This window comes from Maricaulis sp. (assembly GCF_048270095.1).
Taxonomy (GTDB): domain Bacteria; phylum Pseudomonadota; class Alphaproteobacteria; order Caulobacterales; family Maricaulaceae; genus Maricaulis.
This window is the reverse complement of sequence record NZ_JBLWTL010000008.1, coordinates 93,160-111,906: the sequence shown is the minus strand read 5'-3', so window position 1 is coordinate 111,906 and position 18,747 is coordinate 93,160. Positions and strand designations below refer to the sequence as shown.

General features: G+C 64.0%; 21 protein-coding genes. 10 read left to right on the top strand and 11 right to left on the bottom strand.

Annotated features, from left to right (window positions below; translation table 11 throughout):
- Window positions 1–1,573 (top strand): sulfotransferase (locus tag ACN0YJ_RS07110; RefSeq protein WP_417495756.1); only part of this gene is annotated, 1,573 nt, incomplete at its 5' end.
- Between the two features lie 39 nt (window positions 1,574–1,612).
- Here the strand turns inward: ACN0YJ_RS07110 and ACN0YJ_RS07105 are convergent.
- Window positions 1,613–2,674 carry an SMP-30/gluconolactonase/LRE family protein gene (locus tag ACN0YJ_RS07105; RefSeq protein ID WP_417495755.1) on the bottom strand — a complete coding sequence of 354 codons (1,062 nt, stop codon included), beginning with the start codon at window positions 2,672–2,674 and terminating at the stop codon, window positions 1,613–1,615.
- Between the two features lie 275 nt (window positions 2,675–2,949).
- On the opposite strand from ACN0YJ_RS07105, the gene ACN0YJ_RS07100 reads away from it, so the two are divergent.
- Both ACN0YJ_RS07100 and ACN0YJ_RS07095 read left to right on the top strand, forming a co-directional pair.
- Window positions 2,950–3,267, top strand: a complete 318-nt coding sequence (locus tag ACN0YJ_RS07100; protein WP_417489421.1) for an autorepressor SdpR family transcription factor — start codon at window positions 2,950–2,952, stop codon at window positions 3,265–3,267.
- A complete protein-coding gene (locus ACN0YJ_RS07095; RefSeq protein WP_417495754.1) occupies window positions 3,264–3,887 on the top strand; it encodes a hypothetical protein in 624 nt (207 codons plus the stop codon). The genes ACN0YJ_RS07100 and ACN0YJ_RS07095 overlap by 4 nt, the downstream gene beginning before the upstream one ends.
- A 74-nt stretch (window positions 3,888–3,961) precedes the next feature.
- Here the strand turns inward: ACN0YJ_RS07095 and ACN0YJ_RS07090 are convergent, their stop codons facing one another.
- Both ACN0YJ_RS07090 and ACN0YJ_RS07085 read right to left on the bottom strand, forming a co-directional pair.
- Window positions 3,962–4,423, bottom strand: a complete 462-nt coding sequence (locus ACN0YJ_RS07090; RefSeq protein ID WP_417495753.1) for a peptidase S1 — start codon at window positions 4,421–4,423, stop codon at window positions 3,962–3,964.
- Window positions 4,424–4,467: 44 nt separating this feature from the next.
- Window positions 4,468–4,830 (bottom strand): hypothetical protein, encoded by a 363-nt coding sequence (locus ACN0YJ_RS07085; protein ID WP_417477495.1) that lies wholly within the window; start codon window positions 4,828–4,830, stop codon window positions 4,468–4,470.
- A 218-nt stretch (window positions 4,831–5,048) separates the two neighbouring features.
- Here ACN0YJ_RS07085 and ACN0YJ_RS07080 point away from each other — a divergent pair, with 218 nt between their 5' ends.
- Together ACN0YJ_RS07080 and ACN0YJ_RS07075 are read left to right on the top strand one after the other, a co-directional pair.
- Window positions 5,049–6,950: an ATP-binding protein gene (locus ACN0YJ_RS07080; RefSeq protein ID WP_417495752.1), complete on the top strand. Its 1,902-nt coding sequence runs from the start codon at window positions 5,049–5,051 to the stop codon at window positions 6,948–6,950.
- On the top strand, window positions 6,947–7,591 hold the full coding sequence (locus ACN0YJ_RS07075) for a LuxR C-terminal-related transcriptional regulator (RefSeq protein ID WP_417495751.1): 645 nt from the start codon (window positions 6,947–6,949) through the stop codon (window positions 7,589–7,591). Before ACN0YJ_RS07080 ends, ACN0YJ_RS07075 begins: the two co-directional genes overlap by 4 nt.
- A gap of 9 nt (window positions 7,592–7,600) precedes the next feature.
- Here the strand turns inward: ACN0YJ_RS07075 and ACN0YJ_RS07070 are convergent, their stop codons facing one another.
- Window positions 7,601–8,182: a DNA-3-methyladenine glycosylase I gene (locus ACN0YJ_RS07070; protein WP_417495750.1), complete on the bottom strand. Its 582-nt coding sequence runs from the start codon at window positions 8,180–8,182 to the stop codon at window positions 7,601–7,603.
- Window positions 8,182–9,000 (bottom strand): YgfZ/GcvT domain-containing protein, encoded by an 819-nt coding sequence (locus ACN0YJ_RS07065; protein WP_417495749.1) that lies wholly within the window; start codon window positions 8,998–9,000, stop codon window positions 8,182–8,184. Before ACN0YJ_RS07065 ends, ACN0YJ_RS07070 begins: the two co-directional genes overlap by 1 nt.
- Window positions 9,001–9,064: 64 nt before the next feature.
- On the opposite strand from ACN0YJ_RS07065, the gene ACN0YJ_RS07060 reads away from it, so the two are divergent.
- From ACN0YJ_RS07060 to ACN0YJ_RS07040, 5 genes are all read left to right on the top strand, one after another.
- A complete protein-coding gene (locus ACN0YJ_RS07060; protein ID WP_417495748.1) occupies window positions 9,065–10,015 on the top strand; it encodes a glycosyltransferase family 9 protein in 951 nt (316 codons plus the stop codon).
- A gap of 83 nt (window positions 10,016–10,098) precedes the next feature.
- The gene (locus ACN0YJ_RS07055; protein ID WP_417495747.1) at window positions 10,099–11,049 is read left to right on the top strand and encodes a glycosyltransferase family 9 protein; all 951 of its coding nucleotides are present in this window, start codon (window positions 10,099–10,101) and stop codon (window positions 11,047–11,049) included.
- 2 nt (window positions 11,050–11,051) lie between these two features.
- Complete coding sequence (locus tag ACN0YJ_RS07050; RefSeq protein ID WP_417489414.1) at window positions 11,052–12,389, top strand: dihydroorotase; 1,338 nt, start codon at window positions 11,052–11,054, stop codon at window positions 12,387–12,389.
- A 52-nt stretch (window positions 12,390–12,441) separates the two neighbouring features.
- Window positions 12,442–12,831 (top strand): DUF6165 family protein, encoded by a 390-nt coding sequence (locus ACN0YJ_RS07045; protein ID WP_417495758.1) that lies wholly within the window; start codon window positions 12,442–12,444, stop codon window positions 12,829–12,831.
- A gap of 72 nt (window positions 12,832–12,903) precedes the next feature.
- Window positions 12,904–13,665: a hypothetical protein gene (locus ACN0YJ_RS07040; RefSeq protein ID WP_091765981.1), complete on the top strand. Its 762-nt coding sequence runs from the start codon at window positions 12,904–12,906 to the stop codon at window positions 13,663–13,665.
- 33 nt (window positions 13,666–13,698) lie between these two features.
- Here the strand turns inward: ACN0YJ_RS07040 and ACN0YJ_RS07035 are convergent, their stop codons facing one another.
- The 6 genes from ACN0YJ_RS07035 to ACN0YJ_RS07010 all read right to left on the bottom strand — a co-directional run bounded on the left by ACN0YJ_RS07035 (window position 13,699) and on the right by ACN0YJ_RS07010 (window position 18,744).
- Entirely contained in the window at window positions 13,699–13,917 is a 219-nt protein-coding gene (locus ACN0YJ_RS07035; RefSeq protein WP_417477488.1) for a hypothetical protein, read from the bottom strand.
- A gap of 10 nt (window positions 13,918–13,927) precedes the next feature.
- Entirely contained in the window at window positions 13,928–15,106 is a 1,179-nt protein-coding gene (locus ACN0YJ_RS07030) for an ABC transporter permease (protein WP_417495746.1), read from the bottom strand.
- Between the two features lie 12 nt (window positions 15,107–15,118).
- Window positions 15,119–16,276 (bottom strand): ABC transporter permease, encoded by a 1,158-nt coding sequence (locus tag ACN0YJ_RS07025; protein ID WP_417477486.1) that lies wholly within the window; start codon window positions 16,274–16,276, stop codon window positions 15,119–15,121.
- On the bottom strand, window positions 16,273–16,965 hold the full coding sequence (locus ACN0YJ_RS07020) for an ABC transporter ATP-binding protein (protein ID WP_417477485.1): 693 nt from the start codon (window positions 16,963–16,965) through the stop codon (window positions 16,273–16,275). The genes ACN0YJ_RS07025 and ACN0YJ_RS07020 overlap by 4 nt, the downstream gene beginning before the upstream one ends.
- Before the next feature lie 84 nt (window positions 16,966–17,049).
- The gene (locus tag ACN0YJ_RS07015) at window positions 17,050–18,075 is read right to left on the bottom strand and encodes an efflux RND transporter periplasmic adaptor subunit (protein ID WP_417495745.1); all 1,026 of its coding nucleotides are present in this window, start codon (window positions 18,073–18,075) and stop codon (window positions 17,050–17,052) included.
- Between the two features lie 156 nt (window positions 18,076–18,231).
- Window positions 18,232–18,744, bottom strand: a complete 513-nt coding sequence (locus ACN0YJ_RS07010) for a TIGR02301 family protein (RefSeq protein WP_417495744.1) — start codon at window positions 18,742–18,744, stop codon at window positions 18,232–18,234.
- Between the last annotated feature and the right edge of the window lie 3 nt (window positions 18,745–18,747).

Genomic DNA, 18,747 nt, shown 5'->3' with positions numbered 1-18,747 from the left:
ACCGGAAAATCTCGACGGTTTCGTCAGCCGTGTGAGCCCCGAGGCGGGGAATGCCCGTATCGCCGAAGCCACCGCCTCGTTCACCGCCGGGCGGTTTGACGCCGCTTTCGCACAGGCGTCGCCGCTGGTCTGGATCGCGCCGCAATCAATGGCGGTCTGGACGCTGCTGGCCGAGGCGTCCCGGGCGCTGGGCCGCGGCGAATACGCGGAATTCTGTGTTCGCCGGGCCCTGGCGATCACACCGTCCGATGCGCAGGCCTGGGCCCTGCTGGCCCGCCTTGTCGGCGCGGCCGAGGGGCGTTTGCCGGAGGCCGGACGGATCTGGGCCCGGGTCCTTGAACTGGCCCCGCACAATCCGGATCTGATCGCCGAGGCCGCTGCCTTCCATGACAAATCGCTCGATCCTGTCCCCATGCTGGCCCTGCTGGAAAAGGCCCAGGCCGATGGCGTTGACTTTGGCAACCGGCCTGATCTGCTGGATGCGCTGGCCCGCGCCCTGTTGCGTGCCGGGCGGCTGGACGAGGCCCGGGCCATGATCCGTCAGTCGCTGGACCTGCCCGGCGAGCCTGACCAGATCCGCAGCCGTCAATTCACCCTTGGAGCCATCGAGGACAAGCGTGGCCGTTATCACCAGGCCCATGCCGCCTTTGTGGCCGGAAACCGGTTGCGTGAGACGGTTTGGGAGGATGAGGGGCCGTGCGACCACACCATGATCACACGCCGGATCGAGAGCCTGCACCGGCGCTTGAATGCCGAAATCGCTTCCGGGCGCAGTGTCGTGAGCGATGCTGATGCCGGGCCGGGCAATATCGCCTTTCTGGTCGGCTTTCCGCGTTCGGGCACGACCCTGCTCGACACGATACTGCGGTCGCACTCCCGGGTGCGGATTGTCGAGGAGCAGCGCGTGCTCGGCGATGCCTTGCGCCGGGTTGTCGACGGGATGAGCGGCGATGAATCCAATTTCACCGAGGACTGGCTCGACCGGCTTGAGGACAGCGATCCCGCTGCGCTGCGCGCCAGCTATCTGGAGCAGATGGCGCACCATGCGGGCGAGAGGCTCGACGAAAACAGGGTCTATATCGATAAACTGCCGCTCAATATGAATTGGGCGCCGATGATCCATAAAATCCTGCCACGGGCAGCCTTCATCCTGGCCCGGCGGCATCCGCTCGACGTCGCGATCAGCAATCTGGTCCAGGACTTCAAACCCAATAATGCCATGCTCAACATGACCAGCCTGGCGCGGATCGACCGGCTCTATGATCTGAGTTTCTCGCTCTGGCAGGACTTCGAGACCTGGCGGCGCCCGCGTGTCGCACATGTCAGCTATGAGGCGCTGGTCGATGACCTCGAGGCCAGTGTGACGCCGGTAATGCGCAAGCTCGGGCTCGAATTCGAACCGGCTCAGGCGCGCTTTTTTGAGACCGCCCGCCAGCGGGGCCGCATTAATACGCCCAGTGCCAACCAGGTCACCCAGGCGCTCTATACGACATCACGCGAGCGCTGGCGCAATTACGCCTTTGCGCTGGAGGGTGAGGACAGCGCCGCCCTTCGGGCATGGGCGGATCACTGAAATCCTCAAGCCCGCCGGGGTTTTACCTGGGCTACGGTGTTATTCCGTCCCGTCACGGCCCGGCGCGCTGAAGACGGTCATGCCATCGCGGTCGAGGCCCGCCATCCATAACTCACCATTCCACACCAGCGCAGTGGTCGTGCCGTCCTGGGCTTCGGCGGGACCGGTGAGGCCGTAGACAGGTTGACCGTCACGATCGACGGCGATGGCCATGGCTGGGCGGTCAGGCAGGGCAGGGAGGCCGGCAATCTGCAGCCAGCGCCAGACGAGGCGTTTGAGGAAAGGCCGGGCGTGTAGCGCTTCCAGATCAGGTGACCGCAGCGAGGGCATGGCGGCCCAGATCAAACCGGTCTCATTGTCGAATTCAAGATTGTCCGGATAGCCGGGCAGGCCCTCGATCAGGACGTTCATCTCGCCGGTGTCGGGATCGAGCTGCCAGATACGGCCGCTCCAGGTCTCATTGACGTAGACCCGCCCGCTCGCCGGGTCATGATCGACGCCATTGATGAAGGCCAGGCCGCCGGCCAGCTCGGTGAATTCATCGGGAGCCGTGACCAGCAGGATGCGCCCGGTCTGTTCGGACTCCAGGAAGGACTCCATGTGATGGCCATAGGCATGGCGCAGCGAGGCGTCGGTCAAGACGATGCGCCCGTCGGCCAGCACAGTCAGATCATCAGCGAACACCAGCGGCCCGTCGGGTGCGGCTCCGAGCCAGACATCCCAGCCTTCGCCGGTGTGGTGCAAGAGGCCGCGCCGGGCGTCCGCGACAAACAGCGATCCGTCGTGCGCGAAGGACAGGCCGAGCGGCCGCCCGCCCGTATTGGCAAATTCTACCCAGTCGCCGACCGGCTCGCGCACCATGATCCGGCCATCGGCGAGGCTGGCATAGAGGCGTCCGTCCGGGCCGGGTTCGAGGTCTTCGGCGCCGTGCAGGTCAGCGCGCTCGGTGCGCACCGGATCCTGGACAGGCTGGAACAGGGGCTGGAGTGCCGGATCTGCCGGCGTGTTCACGAGCCGCATCGCGTCCAGCGACCCCGGGCCCCAGGCCGCCAATGAGACAAGGGCGGCGAGCGCCGCGACGATGATGAGAATTCCACGCATGCTTATTCCCCCAAGCTGCGGGCAGGGTGACCCGGATCGTTGATCCGGGCAATGGGTTTCGCGATCCGGTCCCGATGCGGCTCGGGTTCGCGGGCGATCACGGCCCGGCCATGATTCCCGCGTCTCATTGAAGTCGGACGGGCGGTGAGGGCACCAGTGCGGCATCAGATTGATCGGCGTCGGGGCCTGCCCGGAAAGGTGGTTTGGCCTGGCCATGGGCGCGCGCCATGAATTCGCGCTTGCATACAATTTGATAATCAGCGAAATATCGAATCATGAACAATGCATTCAAGGCCCTGTCCGATCCAACGCGTCGCCGCGTGCTCGAATTGCTCAAGCAAGGACCCTTGAGCGCGGGAGAGCTCGCGGACCAGTTCGAGGTGTCGAAATCGACGATGTCGGCTCACTTCGCAATCTTGCGCGAGGCCGGCCTCGTGGCGTCTCAGAAGCACGGCAAGTCGGTCGTCTATCATTTGCAGATTTCTGTGCTGGAAGACGCCTTGCTGGGTTTCGCGCGCCTGTTCGGCTGGGAAATGACTGCGACGCCCGACGCGACCGCCGTGCCGGACGAAAAGAAGGAAACCGGGATATGACCCTTGAGCCACACAAACACGGATCACCTGTCAGCCTGGTGCTGATGGGGGGGCTGGTCATCGCCGTATTGGCCATCGTCGCCGCCGGCGAGTTCGACCTGATTGATCGGGAGTGGGCGAAGCGGGGCGTTGGCGCGGCGCTGGCACTCTTGCTGCTCGTGCTCGGGAATTATTGGCCCAAACTGGTCATTCCGGTGGACGCGTGGCGGGCAAATCCGGGCCCGGTCCTGGCGGCAGAGCGCTTTGCGGCGACGATTCTGGTGATCGCCGGGCTGGCGGCGCTGGCGGTCTGGGTCTGGTGGCCTGCGCCCCAGATGATGGCGATTGCCGGCGCGATCACTCTGGCGGGTTTCGGTTTTACGGCAGCCAATTGGGTGCGCGTGATCCTGACCGGTGGGGTCTCGGCGCAATCGGCTGCGCGTGGACTGCTGGCGTCACAACCGCGCCTGACGGTCTTGATGCTGATGCATGCCCTGTTCTGGGTGGCCGTGATCTTCCTGGCGGACACAGTGTGGGGTGATGCGGTTTCGCGTTGGCTGATCGTGCCATTCATTCTGCTGAATGGCGCCCTGGGCCTGCTCTATTCGCGCCGCCTTGATCGGCAGGGCCCGGCGAAGTGATCTGGCGGCAGGGTTGCCTGGGACGCAACCCGATTGCCGCCAGATCCGCCCCCCCAGTTGGGGCCTCTTAGCCCTTACTGCCGGGCAAGTTCGGAGATCGACAAGGTCGACTGGGCATATTCGCCGTTCCGGTAGGACCCGACCCAGACGCTATAGGTACCCGATGGCGGATTGCCGATGGTCACGATCGGGTTGAGGCCGTTGCCGCTGTCATCGTCGCAATACAGATTGCCATTGGGCGCCTGGACCACCAGCGTGGTGTCCGAGGACGAGGTCGAGGAGAAGCTCAGATTGAATGAGCCGGCGGCGTAGTGAACCTGGTAATCCATCGTGTTCGCGATCCAGCCGCGGCAGCTGGATGAAACCGTATTGGCGTTGATCGCTCCGCCGGACGTGATGGACACGCGGTACGGGTCGGGGGTGAAGCCGGCGCGCAGGCTGACGCTGCCATAGGTTTGCGCTTGCGTGGATCCAGCAAGGGCAAGTGTCATGACGGGGGCCAGCAACAGGGCGCTGGCGGTGAGTAAGGCTTTCATGGGATATCCTTTCTGGATCCATGGGTGGAGAAACAAGCAGGCGGCTAGCCGGTCACGGTGTAAACGACGCCGCTACCGGCACGGACGTGCATGTCGCGGCGAGCTTCATGTCCGGCCAGTCCGGCCAGGACAGCCCAACAGTCGGCACCGACGCGGAAGGTGTAGGTCTGGCCCGGCGCGATACGGACGCCGTCGGGCAGGCGGTTGAGGCCATAGGATGGCGCACTGCAGCGGGCGAGCAGGACCGAGGTCAGCGAATAGCCGGACCGGTTCACAACCTGGATGACGCCGGTCTGTTCACCGGACCGGACCAGGGGGCCGCCGGTGACAAAATTATCGACGACGCTGCTGCAGCCGCTCATCGTGATGGCAATTCCCACCAATGCGGCCCGGAGTGTGTGTTTCATTTTTGCCCCCTTTGGGTTGGCCCGGCCCCGCTTGCGCGTTTCAATTCACGCTTGGCTGGGACGGCGATCCTGTTATCTGTGTTGAGTTAATCCGTGTGGTCATCGCTTCGCCATCCCCTGTTCCGGGGAGTTCGCCGGCACCTCCCGCGCGGGTAAGACTTGCCGGTAGCGGGGCGCGCGCGGGTTCTGCAGGCGGTGCGCGCCAGCGGGAGACGGAAATGGGCGAGACGGCGATCAACAAGGCGGCGAACAGCAAAACGGGCCACGCCGCCCAGGACTTGGCGGTGTTCAATACGCCGAGCGCTCGCCTGGCCGGGATCATCCTGTTCGCCGTGGCCATGGCCGCGATCACAATCCGACTGGCCATGGGCCCTGGATCAATGATGCAGCTGCCGCCGATCTTCTGGGCGCAGCTGGCTGTCGGCCTGGGCGCGATGGTTATTTCGGGCTGGGTCTGGGCACTGCGGCCGCGCGAGATGGCGACGGGCCTGTTCGCGCTGAGTGGTCTGGCGACGCTCATCTTCACGCTGGCAGCGGCAAGCCGGTCCGGCGCGGTGATCGAGCCGCGCAGCCTCGCCGTGGTTCTGATGTGGCTCAATGCCGGCGGTGCGGCCCTGTTCGGCGCGACGATGATTGTGCTCTTTCTCGTCTACCCGGTACGCTTGCCCCATTGGCGCCCGCTGGCTCTGTTGAGCAGTGCGGGATTCTGCCTCTGGACGGTGGCGACCTTGCTGGGCCGGATGCCGGCCTGGTCCTCAATCCACCTCGTCACTGTGGTCGAAATGGGCGGGATATTCCTGGCGGTTGGCGGCCAGTTCCTCGCCACCGCACGTCTGCCGAAGGACCGGGCCGTGGCCACCTGGTTCGGACTCTCCGTCCTGTTCGGAGCGGGTGGCTTCATTGGCCTGATCGCCTTGCCATCCGTGCTCGGACAGCCGACGCCGATCAAGGCGGGCTATGCCTTTTCCTGTTTCCTGCTGATCTATATCGGCGTCGCTGCAGGCCTGCGGCAATATCGTCTGTTCGAGCTGGGGGAATGGGCGTTTCGCATCCTGTTCTACGCCCTTGGCACGCTGATCCTGGTAGCGCTCGACGCAGCACTGATCGGCTTGCTCGCCCTGCGGCCGGGGGCTGCGATCGGTATTTCACTCCTTGTCGTCGGTTTTCTCTATCTGCCACTGCGCGATGCTGTCGCGCGGCGCTTCGTGCCGCGTCCCGGACTGAGCGAGCAGGAATTGTTTCACGCCGTCGTCGATCTCGCCTTCCAGTCCTCGCTGCAGGAGCGTACCGAACAATGGCGCAGGCTGGTCACCGAGCTGTTTGATCCGCTCGATTGCCACCGGGCCGAAGCCGCTGTGGCGGAGCCGCAAATTCGCGAAGACGGGCTTGAACTCGTGCTGCCTTCCGTCGGCGACATACCGGGTTTGAGCCTGCGCTATCCCTGGGCCGGCCGGGCCCTGTTTGGTCCCTCGCATGTCAAAACCGCCCAGCGTCTGGTGCAGATGATGGCGCATGCCGATGCCAGCCGTGACGCCTATGACCGTGGTGTCACCGAGGAGCGCGGCCGGATTGCGCGCGACATGCACGACAATATCGGTGCTCACCTGCTCGGGGCCCTGCACAGCCGGGATGAGGACCGCAAGAATTCAATGATCCGCGAAACCCTGACCGATCTGCGCGATATCATCAATGATGCCTCTGGCGGCACGCGTTCGCTCGATGAAACCCTCGCTGATCTGCGCCTGGAAACGGCCGAGCGTCTCGCCGCGGTCGGAATCGCGCTGGAATGGGTCAATCAGGCCCGCGACATGACCGGTCTGCCGCCCCAGACGGGCCATGCCCTGCGTTCCCTGCTGCGCGAGGCCGCCAGCAATGTGCTCAAGCATTCCGGTGCCAGCCTGATGCGGGTCGAGATTTACCCGCAAGGCGAGCAGGTCGAGCTGGTGATCGAGGATGATGGTTCCGGCTTCGACCCGGCCGCTGTGCCGGGCGGGCGCGGACTGGCCAATATGCGCGGCCGGATTGCCGGATTGAAGGGCCAGCTCAAGATCACGCCGTCCGCCGCCGGCACACGGCTGACGGCCAGTTTTCCGATTCCGCGCCGAGGAGCCGTCGCATGACTGCGATATTGATCGTCGAGGATGTCAGCGAGACGCGCAAATGGTTGTGCGAGATTGCGTGCGCGGCCTTTCCCGACTGCCATATTACCGAGGCTGCGACGATGCGCGCCGGCCTGCGTGCCGCTGCCGAGGCGGATTATGATCTGGCGCTGATCGATCTCGGCCTGCCTGACGGATCCGGGCTGGAGGTCTTGCGCAGCTTGCGCCTGGTCTGTCCGCGGGCGGTGCCGATCGTGACCACGGTTATGGGCGATGATGCCTCGATTGTGGCAGCGCTGTCAGCGGGGGCGCAGGGCTATCTGCTGAAGGAAAATCCGGCGGAGCTTTTGACGCGGCAATTACTGCAACTGGCCGAAGGCCTGCCGGCGATCTCGCCCTCGGTGGCGCGCCGGATCATGGAGCATTTCCGTCTGACCGGCCCGGCCGCTGACCCCGATGAAGGCCTGACGGCGCGCGAACGCGATGTGCTCGGCCTGATCGGGCGGGGCCTGCGCAATAGCGATGTCGCTGCCGATCTAGGCGTCGCCGAAAGCACGGTCGCCAGCCATATCAAGGCGATCTACCGCAAGCTGGGCATTTCCTCGCGTGCCGAAGCCTCCTGGCACGCCACCCGGATGGGGCTGACGCCCGGATCGGCATGAGGGTGTGGTTCAGCGCACCAAGGACTGCACAGCGCCATGACGCGGACAGGTGACTTCATGGTCATTGACCATGCCGACGGCCTCCATGAAGGCGTAGACGATGACCGGGCCGACGAATTTGAAGCCGCGCCTCTTGAGGTCTTTTGACAGGGCGGTGCTGAGCTCGGTGTGGGTTGGCAGGCCGGTTTCGCGGCTATAGCGGTTCTGGATCGGGCTGCCATCGACATGGCTCCAGAGGTAGTCGGAAAAGTCGATGCCGGCTTCGCGCATATCGAGCCAGGCCTGGGCATTGGTGATGGCGGCCTCGACTTTCAGCTTCGAGCGGATAATGCCCGGATTGGCCAGCAGGCGCTGGCGATCACCATCATCATAGCGGGCAATGATTTCCGGATCGAAGCCGTGAAAGGCTTCGCGCATGGTTTCGCGTTTGCGCAATATGGTGATCCAGGCGAGGCCGGCCTGGAACCCGTCGAGCATCAGCTTTTCCCATAGCGCCCGGCTATCATATTCCGGCACGCCCCATTCGGTGTCGTGATAGGCGGCATAGATCGGATCCGGGCTGTTCACCCAGGCGCAGCGCTCTGAACTCATTAGACTTTTGCCGCCGGTGCGTCGGGGCGTAGATTGTCCGGCACACGCGCCGTGCACGGCTGGCCACCGGCCTGGAGGGGCTCGCTGGCGGTTTCCAGACGGTCGAGGCGGATCAGGGCGATGGCATGGGGGCCATGCGATGAGGTGATCTCGCCAATGGTGCTTGTGCCGGCCATGACGGGGGTGCCGCTGGCGGGCGCGTCGTCGGAAAAACTCAAGGATAACGAGCGCTTGCGGATGGTGCCGCGGCGTTTCATGCGGCTGACGACTTCCTGGCCGATGAAACAGCCCTTTTTCCAGCCAATGCCGCCATAAACGTCGAGATTGACGTCGGTCGGGAAGGTCTCGGCCTCACCATAATCGCGGCCGAACGCCGGAATTCCGTGCAGGATTTCAATCTCATCGGGCGAAACAGCGTCGCCCGCCTCCGCGCCGATTCCGCGATGGACAGCGCCGCCCAGACGCGGGTCCGGGGCGGAGTTTTCGAAGGGTTTTTCACTCCACAGGGCGGCCAGATCGGTATGGATCACGATCTCCGCCTTGGCGCGCAGTTTGAACATCGACAGGCGTTTTGCGAGGTTTTCGGCTGTCGCGCCAGGCACGTCCAGCCATACGGTTTCCCCATCGGCGAATAGCAGGAAGTCTGCTGCAAGCTTGCCCTGGGGCGTCAGCAAGCCACCGGCACGGCATTGGCCGGCCTCGAGTGTCTCGACATCGGCGGTGATGACGCGCTGGAGCAGCGCGCGCGCCTCCGGACCGGAGACGGAGAGAATGGTCCGGGCAGGGGCGGTGTGGATGCGGGGGGCTGTGGTTTCCATCCCTGTTCTATCGCATTGCCTTGATGACTGGCCAAGTGGGGTGTTGCGCGTTATTTGCGCGTGCATGCACAACGTCCTCCTTATCACATCGACGCGGATCGGTGATGCGATCATCAATTCCGGCGTCTTGCGCTATCTGGTCGAGACCCGGCCCGATGCGCGCTTCACGATTGCCTGCGGGCCGCTGGCGGCACCGCTGTTTGCTGCCGTGCCGCGGCTCGAGCGCGTGATCGTGATGAGCAAGAAGAAGGCCGGCGCTCACTGGTTTGATCTCTGGCGTGATACGGTCGGCACAAGCTGGGATCTGGTGGTTGATCTTCGCTGTTCGGCGACGGCCTGGGCCTTGCTGGCGAAAGAGCGGCGTATCCTGCGCCAGACCAGCGCCCCGATCCACAAGGTCGCCGAGGCGGCCAGTGCGCTGGGGATTGATAGTGTCCCCGATCCGAAAATCTATCTCTCCGATGCGGCGAAGGCGAAGGCTGCCGACCTGCTGCCCGAGGGTGTGCCGGTGCTGGCGATCTGTCCGTCCGCCTCGATGCCCTACAAGGTCTGGCCGGGGGAGCGTTTTGGCGAACTGGTCAAACATCTCACCGCATCCGGCGGCGCCATGGCCGGCGCGCGGGTGGCGATTTTTGGCGGACCGGGCGATCAGGCTGCGGCAGCGCCGATCCATGCCGCTCTGCCCGATGCCGGACTACTCGATTTCACCGGCCAGCTCGGCTTGATGGATGTCGCGGCCTGCCTGCAGCGCGCGCGCCTCTTTATCGGCAATGATAGCGGGCTGATGCATATGGCCGCCGCCATGCAGACCCCGACCCTGGGCCTGTTCGGACCGTCCGACGAGCGCCGCTACGGGCCCTATGGTGCGCATTGCGCCATCGTGCGCGGGGCGGCCGGTTTTGCGGAAATCGATGCCGCCTTTGCCGACCGCCGCCTGCATCCCGAAAGTCTCCTGCTCGATCTCGACGTCGATGCCGCCCTTGAGGCCGCACAGGCGCTTTTGCAGCGTAGTTGAGGCGTCGATCCAGGCTGAGGCGGTCCGCACGATATTGCGCCGCTGACTGGCCAAGCTGATCGCGCCGCGCTATGGGCGGGACCATGGAGCGCGTCCTTTTCATTACGTCGACCCGGATCGGCGATGCGATCATCAATTCGGGCGTTCTCGATCACCTCGTGCGGTCCCGGCCGGAGGCGTATTTCACCATTGCCTGTGGCCCGCTGGCGGCCTCGCTCTTCACCGAGACGCCGCGGCTGGAACGCATCATTGTGATGGCCAAGAAAAAGGCCGGGCTGCACTGGCCGGATTTGTGGCGGCAGACGGTCGGTACAAAATGGGACCTGGTGGTTGATCTGCGCAGTTCGGCGACGGGCCTTTTCCTGCGCGCCAGCCAGCGCCGCATTCTGAAAAAGAGCCAAACCCCCATTCCCAAGGTCGCCGAAGCGGCCAGCGTGCTGGCCCTCGACCCGCCGCCTGATCCGCGACTTCACCTGTCCGAAGCGGTGCGTCGGCAAGCCGCCGATTGCCTGCCTGGCGATGGCCCCTGGCTGGCGATCTGCCCGTCTGCGTCGTGGATTTTCAAGGTCTGGCCGGCGGAGTATTTCGCAGCCTTCATCCGCCGCTTCACCGCGCCTGACGGCGTGATGCCAGGGGCCGGTGTGGTGATGTTGGGCGGCCCCGGTGATGCGGTCTATGCGCAGCCGGTTTTTGACGCCTTGCCGCAGACCCGATTTATCGACCTGGTCGGGCTTGGCCTGCCCGAGACGGCGGCCTGTCTCGAGCGCTGCCGCCTCTATGTCGGCAATGATAGCGGGCTGATGCATATGGCCGCAGCGGTCGGCACGCCGACGCTGGGCCTGTTTGGTCCCTCCGATGACCGTTGCTACGCACCGTGGGGCGGGCATACTGACGCGGTGCGGGGCCCGGCCAGTTTCGCCGAGATTGATGAGGCCCATGATGACCGGCGCCAACACCCGGAAAGCTTGCTTGCGGACCTGACGGTCGACACGGTGTATGATGCTGCAAAGGCACTCTTTGAAAGGACTGCATGACCATGACCCAGACCTTCGATGTGATCTTCAAGGGCGGCGAGATCGTCAATCATGACGGGCGTGGCCATGCGGATGTCGGCGTGATTGACGGCAAGACGGCGGCGATCGGTGATTTGTCCCGGGCGTCTGCCGGCGAGGTGGTCGATTGTACCGGCCTTCTGGTCCTGCCTGGTGTGATCGATACCCAGGTCCATTTCCGCGAGCCGGGCATGGAGTGGAAGGAAGATCTGCAATCGGGCTCGCTGTGCGCGGTGATGGGCGGGGTGACCGCCGTGTTTGAAATGCCCAATACCGAACCGACCACGACATCGCCGGACATGCTGACCGACAAGCTCGCGCGGGCCAAAAACCGCATGCATTGCGACCACGCCTTCTATGCCGGCGCGACCAATGAAAACGCCGACATCCTGCCGGAAATGGAGCGCATGCTCGGCTGTTGCGGCGTCAAGGTCTTCATGGGTGCCTCGACCGGCTCCTTGCTGGTCGCCGATGATGAGGGGGTCGAACGCGTGCTGCGCGCGATCAATCGCCGCGCCGCCTTCCATTCCGAAGATGAATACCGGCTGGTCGAACGCCGCCATCTGGCGGTTCCCGGCGACTGGACCAGCCATCCCGTCGTGCGCGATGCGGAAGCGGCGCTGATGAGCACGAAACGCCTGGTCCGCCTGGCGCGCAAGACCGGCAAGCGCATCCACGTCCTGCATGTCTCGACGGCCGAGGAGATGGACTTCCTCGCTGATCATCGCGATTACGCCTCCGTCGAGGCGACGCCGCAGCATCTCACCCTTGAAGGCCCGGAGATCTATGAGCGGATTGGCGCGCGGGCGCAGATGAATCCGCCCCTGCGCGACGCCTACCACCGGGCCGGCCTGTGGCGCGGCCTGCAGCGCGGCATTGTCGATGTGATCGGCTCCGACCACGCGCCGCACACGCTGGAAGAAAAGGCCAAGCCTTATCCGCAAAGCCCGTCGGGCATGCCCGGTGTGCAGACCCTGGTCCCGGTCATGCTCGACCATGTCAATGCCGGCCGCCTGACGATTGAACGCTTTGTCGATCTGACCTCGGCCGGCGCCCAGCGTGTGTTCGGCATTGCCGGGAAGGGCCGGATGGCAATCGGCTGGGATGCCGATTTCACCCTGGTCGACATGAAGCGGACCGAGACGATTACCGATGCCTGGTCGCAGTCCAAATCGGGCTGGACGCCGTTCGATGGCATGTCCGTCACCGGCTGGCCGGTTGGCACGATTATTCGCGGACGCACTGTGATGCGTGATGGCGAGCTTGTTGCGCCGGGGACCGGGCAGCCGGTGCGCTTCATGGAAGCCCTGCAACACAGCTGATCATCCCGCCAGGCCTGGCTCTCACGCGTCTTTCAAAGGAATGCCCATGACCATGACGACGATCCTGACCGCCATCGCGCCCGGCGAATTGATCGACAAGATCACCATCCTGCGGATCAAGTCCGAGCGTATCGGCGATGAGGCCAAGTTGAAGAATATCCGGACCGAACTCGCCATTCTCAACGAGACACTGGCCAAGGACGTTCCCGCCAGTGAGGCGCTGAGCCGTCTCGATGCGGCCCTGCAAGCAGTCAATGAAGAGCTCTGGGTGATCGAGGATGATATCCGCGACTGTGAGCGGGCGGGCGATTTCGGTGCCGAATTCATCCGCCTGGCGCGCGCCGTCTATGTCACCAATGACAAGCGCGCCGCCCTGAAGAAGGATATCAATGTGCTGCTGGGCTCGAATATCGTCGAAGAAAAATCCTACGCCGCCTATTGAATCGCGTGCCGCGCCTCGTTAAGCGGGGCCACCCAGCCCGTCTGCCGGACGGATGCCAACAAGGATGCCTTCGTGGAACGCCAGAGCTTCTATTTTTTCGATATCGACGAAAACATCCTGCATCTGCCGACGCGGATCCATTTGCTCAACACCATGACCGGCGAAGAACGGGCCATGCGTCAGCATGAGTATGAGGATATCAAGGCCTATCTTGGCGTTCCGGGTCTGTGGGAAGACTGGGCCGATCCGCCGGCGCGCGCCTATCGCGAGTTTTCCGACGGCCAGGATCGCAATGGTGAGGAATACTTGCTGCGCGATGTCCGCCGCGCCCTCGACAGTGCCCACTGGAAGGGCCCGTCCTGGGATATCTTCAAATACGCTGTGCTCAAGCGCCGCCCGATTGCCGTCATCACCGCGCGGCAACATTCGCGCGAGATCATCCAGGAAGGTATCCGCCTGCTTGTGGAGGCCGGCCATATTCCCGAAGAGCCCGATTATATGGGCATTTATCCGGTTTCAAATCCGGAAATCCGCGATGAACTCGGCGCTCACATGACCACAGCCGGCCTCAAGCGGACCGCGATCCGGCGTTGCGTCGAGACCGGTCTCGACAAATATGGCCGCGACCTGCCGCACTCCTTCGGCATGTCGGATGATGATCTCAAGAATGTCGACCTGATCACCTCGGCCATGCTCGAGTGCAAGCTGGATTATCCCGACAAGCGCTTCTTCGTCATCTCCACCAATCGCCGCCGCCATGTGAAGATGGAAATCCTCCCGCCCCACAAGGAGCAGCAGAAGCTGCGCGAGGCCGAGGACGATTATTACGGCTGACCGGTAGCAGGACTGATCCGGCCGGGTGCCCGATCAGTCCTCGATATCCTCGGTCAATTCCTCACGGGCCCGGGCCAGGCGCAGGGCGTAATCGACCCCGGCCACGATGGGCAGCCCGCCCTCCAGCCTGTCGATCAGCGCTGTCGCGGCCTGCGTTTCGGCATCGTCGGACAGCCTGTCGCCATCGACCAGCCGGTTGAGCATTTCGAACAGGACAATCGCTTCGGCTTCGCTCAGCTCGACCTTCACCATTTCGCGAACCCTAGCTCCGGTGGACGGCGAGCAGCGGTACGGTCGCTGCGCGGATCGCGGGGATGATGCCGCCGAGCAGGCCGACTATCAGCGCCAGGGCGACGCCGACCAGAACCGACATCGGCGTGACCGCGAAAGAGAAGACGACCTGGGTGAAGCCGGAGCCCAGCGTTGAGGCGCTGACCCCGTTGAACATCAGATAGACCGCGATTGCGCCAATCAGCCCGCCCGCCCCGGCCAGAACCAGGGATTCCACCATGGTCCCGAAGGCTGCGGCGAAACCGGAGAAACCGATGGCCCGCAAGGTCGCGATTTCGCGCATCCGCGTATCGACCGATGAATACATCGCATTCCAGGCCCCGGCGAGGGCACCGATGGCCATGGCGATCGACAGTGGCACACCCAGATACATGATCAGATCGGAGGTGCCGCCCGCCTGTCCGGCGAAATAATCAACCTCATTCTGGATATCGAGATTGAGCCGGGGCTCGTTCTCGACATAGGCGCGCAGGTCGTCGATTGCTTCCGGGCTGGTCAGCCGGGCGCGTATCGACTGCACGCCGGTGCCGCGTTGATACAGATTCTGGATCACCGTCAGATCGGTCCAGATTTCGCTGTCGAACACGGTGCCGCCGGTGGAAAATACCCCGACAATGACCCACTCATTCGAGCCGAGGCGAACGGTCTGGCCAAGGTCAAATCCGGAGAATTCGCGGATAATGCCTTCCCCGACAATCAGTTCATTGGTGCCGGGTTCAAAAGAGCGTCCCTCGACAATCCCAAAGCCCTGGCGCAGGGACTGGGCTGCGGCGCTGACACCGCGTAACGGCAGGTTGGCCTCGGTCTGGGAGGCACGCTTGATACCGTCGACGATCACGTAAAGCTCGCCGGAAACGATGGGGGTTCCGGCGGTGTCGCGTGCGATGCCGGGCGCTTCCTCGATCAGGCGGACCTGGTCGACGGACAGGCCCGAATTGAGTTCGGTCTGCGAGCCGGTGCGCAGCATGACGGCGACATCGGTCGAGCCCGTCCCCTGCATGGTTTGCCGGAAGCCATTGGACATGGCGAGGAAGCCCAACAGCACCATGACCACCAGGGCGATCGAGAAAACGGTCGCTCCCGAGAGCAGGGCGCGCTGCGGGATGGAGCGCAGATTGATCAGGGTTACGGCTGCGATCTGGTCGAACATCTCATCCGTCTCCTAGAGCTTGCCGAGCGCGTTGACGATGGTCACGCGCTGGGCATTGATGGCGGGAATAATGCCGGTGATGAAGCCCAGGGCCAGCGCCAGGCCGGCGCCGATGAGCAAGACCGTTGCCGGCATGGCAAGACCGGGCAGGAAGCCGGACATGGCCGCGGCGGCTCCGGTGATCAGCAAGCTGGCCAGGCCGAGGCCGAGCGCGCCGCCAACCAGGCTGAGCAGGATGGATTCGATCAGCACCATGCGGAAGATGCGCGGTGCCGGGAAGCCGAGGGTTTTCATCACCCCGATCTCCTTGGTGCGCTCATTGATGGCCATCACCATTGTGGTGCCAACGATCATCAGAATGGTCAGGAAGGCCGCCCCGACGACAAAGAGCAGGATCAGTGCGATATTGCCGAGCTGGGCGATGAAGGCCTCATTGAAGGCGGCTTCTGTGCTGGTTTCGGTCTCGGCCGGCGAGTTGGCGAACAGCGCATCAATCTCGCGCCCGACGCTCTCATTGAGCGAGGAATCCGCTGTGGTCAGAACCATCCAGCCGATATTGTCGCGATTGAAGGCGAGCGCTTCATTGTAATAATCATACTGGAATATCGCGTAGTTAGCCGGAACCTTTTCGTCTTCTGCGTCGAAAATGGCGCAGATGTTGAAGTCCCAACTCGATGAGCCGTCCTGCTTTTGCCAGATGTTCGAGAGCAGCGGGATGCGGTCGCCAACGCTCCAGCCATACTGGCCGGCCAGGTCGGCGCCGACCAGCAGACAGTCGCGCGTATTGATGAAGGCGGCGCGCTGTTCGTCCGGCATGGTCAGCTCGGGATAGACAGCCAGATAGGATTCCGGATCGACCGCGAAGGTCTGAATGAAATTGGCCGGCTCTTGATAATACCCGCCGAACCAGCTGGCATGGCTGACATGGGTCACGCCTTCAACGCCCTGCACCCGGCCCCAATAGGCATAGGGCATGGAGACGGTGAAATTGATCCGGTTGACGGTCACCAGACGGTTGTCGGCGGCGGTCGAGGTGCCGGCGGTCCAGACCGAATAAAAGGCTCCGAGCGCGCCGAAAATCAGGAACGCGATCATGATCGAGAAGATCAGCAGGATGGCCCGCATCTTCTTGCGGAAGAGATTCTTCCTTATCAGGGTGAAATCATTCATTGGGCCAGCTCCGCGGCTTCCACAAAGCGGCCCTTGTCGAGATGCAGTTCGCGGCGGGCGTATTTGGCCGCCGATGGATCGTGCGTCACCATGATGATGGTCTTGCCGAGATCCTTGTTGAGCAGCTGCAGCGTCTCGAGGATTTCGTCGGCGGACTTGCGGTCGAGATCGCCGGTCGGCTCATCGCAGAGCAGGACTTTGGGATCGGCGACGATGGCGCGGGCGATCGCGACGCGCTGTTGCTGGCCGCCCGACATCTGGCGCGGCGAATGCCGGGCGCGGTCGGCCAGGCCGACAATGTCGAGGGCGGTGGCGACGCGTTCCTTGCGCGCCTTGCCCGACAGGTTTGTCAGCAGGAGCGGCAATTCGACATTCTGCGCCGCATTCAGCGTTGGCATCAGATTATAGAACTGGAAGATGAAGCCGACATTGGCGGCGCGCCATTTGGCGAGCTTGCCCTGGGACAGCTTGTCGACCCGCACGCCCTGGCATTCCACCGAACCGGAACTCGGCCGGTCGATCCCGCCGAGCAGGTTGAGCAGGGTCGTCTTGCCGGAACCGGACGGGCCCATGATGGCAATGAAATCGCCTTCCTGGATCGACATCGTCAATTGTTCGAAGATGGTGATGGCCTCGCGTCCGCGCGTATAGCCCTTGGAGAGATCGGTCAGCTGGTACAGGTCAGTCATGGGCGGGTCCTCATTGTCTGTGTCTGGCCGCAAGGGCGGAGGTCTGGTTTCACGGTCACGGTCTGTGGCTTGCGCCGGCCTGGCCTATTCAACAAAAATCACGCGCGCCGCCATATCCGGCAGGATACGGCTGTCGCGCTCGTCGAAGGCGACGCGGACCTGGATGGTGGCGCGGGCGCGGTCGGCGGTCGGGATGATGGCTTCGACATGGGCCGGGATGCGCCAGTCGGGATAGGCGTCGAGACGGGCCTCGACGCGCTGGCCCGCCGTCACGCGGCCGATCTGGCCCTCGCTGACATCAACCTCGATCTCCAGCGATTCCATATCGACCAGGGTGGCCACGCCGGTCCGGGTAAAGCCGCCACCGGCCGAGGAGGGCGACAGGATTTCACCGATCTGGGCGTTCTTGGCGATGACAATACCGGCGAAGGGCGCGCGCACGATATGGCGCTCGACCAGGTCCTGCTGGCTGACGACCATCACCGCGGCGGCCGCGCGGTCGGAGCGTGCAGCGGCCAGCTGGGCGGTCAGGCTGTCGACCTGCGCCTGGGTGGCGCTGACACTGGCCTGTGGTCCGATATTGCGCGCCGCCAGCACGCTGGCGCGGGTTGCGACCAGGCGTGCCTCGGCCAGTTGTGCATCGAGCGAGCGGATGCGGGCGGATGCGGCATTGAGCTGGGATTGCAGGAGATCGAGCTGGATGCGCGCCCGGGTATCGTCGAGCAGGGCCAGCACCTGGCCTTGTTCGACGCGGGTGCCTTCTTCAACCAGTACGTCAAGGATCCGGCCGGAGATTTCTGCCGAGATGGTCGCCTGGCGCCGGGCCACGACATAGCCCGATGCGACCAGTCCCGAAGTGCGCGGGGCCGGTGTCGCGGTGGCGGCTGGTGACGGGGTGGATGTCGATGTCGACGGCGTTGCCGCCGTGGTGACCGGAGCTGCAGCCGGGGCCGGCGCTGGCGGCGTCACGAAGAACCACATCAGGGCCGCAGTCGCGATGATGGCGCCGACGAGCAGGCTGAGCATTGTCACCAGCGAGATGCCCGAACGGGCTTCCGGCTCGTCGCGGTCAATGCTCAAGGAGTGAAGCTGGGCACTGCGGTCGGTCATTCAATTCCCCCCAAGGTCCTTGCGAATGCAGGCCCCGTATACAACGGCTGATCGATCAGCACACCCGGTATTGTACGGTCTCGCGTCCCGCACGGATCAAATTTCGCCAATCGCCACATAGCTTGCGCCAATGACCAGCGGGCGCGGCGGCGGGCTTCAGTCGAAATTGGCGGCGCGCATCATTTCCGACAAATCATGACCGCGATGGGCCAGGGCGCGGCGCTCGATCTCGACTTCCTCGCCGCAAACCGGACGGCGGCGTTGCTGCACCCGGTAGCCATCATTGAAGCTCTCGATCATGCGATCGCGCCGGCGGCCCGGCTCGGCCGCTTCCATCGCCAGCAATTCAATCATGCGCTGGCGCCAGGCCTGGGCATCGAGGCCTTCACAGGCGGAGGCGAGATAGTGCAATTCGCCCAGCGTATAGGCGAGATAGGGCAGGGCGCGCTCGGTATCGCCGACATCGCGCTGCTGGGTCGATGTCGCGGAGGTATGGGTGGCGAGACGGTCAATGCCGCGCTGGACCTCGCGCTCATTGCGTGCGGCTCCGCGCGCGCTGGCGCGGTCCGGCGCACGCCAATTGGGCGCGCCCGGCTTTTGCGCGTCCGCCCAGCCGGCCGCGAACGGCAGCAGGATCAAGGTCGCGAGGAGGGCAGACAGGGTGCGCATGAT